The sequence below is a fragment of the Catenibacterium sp. UBA627 genome, assembly GCF_002299355.1.
Lineage (GTDB): Bacteria > Bacillota_I > Bacilli_A > Erysipelotrichales > Coprobacillaceae > Catenibacterium > Catenibacterium mitsuoka.
In genome coordinates this window covers 2886-4883 of the sequence record NZ_DBPF01000116.1, presented here as the reverse complement: position 1 = coordinate 4883, position 1998 = coordinate 2886, and the positions used below count along the sequence as shown (strand labels likewise).

The window sequence follows — 1998 nt, the reverse complement described above, 5'->3', positions numbered from 1 at the left end:
AACTTTGCGAGATTTGTTTACTTACTTGCAAGAATGGAACCTAATTCTAAAGCAACTACAGCTGAAAAAGAAGCATATAAAGAATTCTCAGATCATATGTATAAGTGGTATCGCAATGAAAAAGACTGTCGTGAATTAAAGACAGCTATTAATATATTTGTTTATTCTATAAGAGAAAGAGAGGAGTAGTTTATGAGTTTAGATCTAGATAAAGTAGAAAATACAATCAAAGAATTAAAAACAAAAAAGAATCAGAGAGGGAAACCTATTGGATTATTAACAGTTTCACAAATTAGAAACTTATTAGCTATGTCTGCAGATATACTTAATGAAGTATTAGATTACCCAGAAGAGAACTTATCTGAAGAATTATTAGATAGAGTAAGTTATCTCACAGTAAGATTCTATTATGAAGCAGGTCGAGATGAGAAAGTGAAAAGTTTTATTGAAACAGCTAAGCTTCTTCCTTTCTTAAAAGGTATTAAAACTAGAAAACAATATATTCAGTATTATCAGTATATGGAAGCATTAGTCGCATTCCATAAATATCATGGTGGAAAGGATCAGTAGGATTATGTATACAAAAATTCAGATTACAGGAACAATTGAAGTATTAACAGGAATGCATATTGGAGGATCATCAGCTTTCGCTGCAATTGGTGCAGTTGATTCTCCAGTTATTAAAGATGTGATTACAGGTTATCCAATGATTCCAGGAAGTTCATTAAAAGGAAAAATGCGTACACTTCTTGCGAAAGCATACAATGAATCAGTTGCGAATAAACCTGATCAGGATTGTGAAAGAATCAAAAGAGTATTTGGTAGTGCTGAAAAGGACAATATAAAAAAGAGTAGAATTCAGATTTCTGATATGATTCTTTCGAATGATAAAGATTTAAGAAAGAAAGGTTTAAACAGCTTAACAGAAGTTAAGTTTGAAAATACTATTAACCGTGCTACTGCAGTTGCGAATCCTAGACAGATTGAAAGAGTTGTAAGAGGTTCAGAATTTGATTTAGATATCCTTTATGAAGTAGATAACATGGAGGACTTATATGAAGATATTGAACTGATTGCAGAAGCTTTCAAGATGCTTCAGTATGATTATTTAGGCGGTAGTGGTTCTAGAGGATATGGTAAAGTGAAATTCACTGATTTATATGCAGAAACAGTAATTGGTCAATTAGATAAGAGTGTAGAAGATAAAATCAATGATATTTTAAGTAAAGTATCTCAATAATGAAAGGTGGTAGGCACCATGAACTATAAGATTTATAAAATGATTTTTACACAGGGTGTACATTTTGGTGATCACTCTTTAGAAAAGTCAGAAATCACTTTTCAGGCAGATACTCTCTTTTCTGCTTTATGTATAGAAGCACTTAAGATTGATAAGTTAGATGTATTATTAAATAGTGTTAAAGAGAATCATTTGGTATTCTCTGATGCATTTCCTTATATGAATCAGGAGTTCTTTATTCCTAAACCAATGAAGAAGATTGAACAGGTGATTCAAAGTGAAGATATGACAATACGTAAGAAGTTTAAGAAACTAGAATATGTACAAGTTTCTTTATTAGATCAGTATCTTAAAGGACAATATCCTATTGATAAAGGTTCTGATATAAAGAAATTAGGTGTACATGCTTTAAAAACATCTGCCTCAATTAGAGGAAATGAAGAAGCACTTCCTTATCGTGTAGGTATTTATCGCTTTGAAGAGCACAATGGTTTATATATTGTTGTAGGCTATGATTCTAAAGAAGCACTTCATTTATTTGATGAATTATTCAAGATGTTAAGTTTATCAGGTATTGGTGGAAAGAAGAATTCTGGTTTAGGACACTTCAGATATAATACAGTAGAATTACCAAAAGAATTAAATAAACGTTTGAATACAAAAGGTGAAGTCATGACTCTCTCTGTATCTCTTCCTACAGATAAGGAATTAGAAGATGTTTTAGATGATTCGCGTTATTTACTTGTAAAAAGAAGTGG

At 31.1% G+C, this 1998-nt stretch carries 4 protein-coding genes; all 4 read left to right on the top strand.

Annotation, left to right across the window (positions count from 1 at the left end):
* Positions 1-189 (top strand): hypothetical protein (locus tag B2S90_RS07525; protein WP_286696817.1); only part of this gene is annotated, 189 nt, incomplete at its 5' end.
* A gap of 3 nt (positions 190-192) precedes the next feature.
* Positions 193-570 carry a type III-A CRISPR-associated protein Csm2 gene (csm2, locus tag B2S90_RS07520; protein ID WP_286696816.1) on the top strand — a complete coding sequence of 126 codons (378 nt, stop codon included), beginning with the start codon at positions 193-195 and terminating at the stop codon, positions 568-570.
* A 4-nt stretch (positions 571-574) separates the two neighbouring features.
* Entirely contained in the window at positions 575-1240 is a 666-nt protein-coding gene (gene csm3 / locus B2S90_RS07515; RefSeq protein ID WP_278861562.1) for a type III-A CRISPR-associated RAMP protein Csm3, read from the top strand.
* 18 nt (positions 1241-1258) lie between these two features.
* A partial coding sequence (gene csm4, locus B2S90_RS07510; protein ID WP_286696815.1) for a type III-A CRISPR-associated RAMP protein Csm4 occupies positions 1259-1998 on the top strand: 740 nt, incomplete at its 3' end.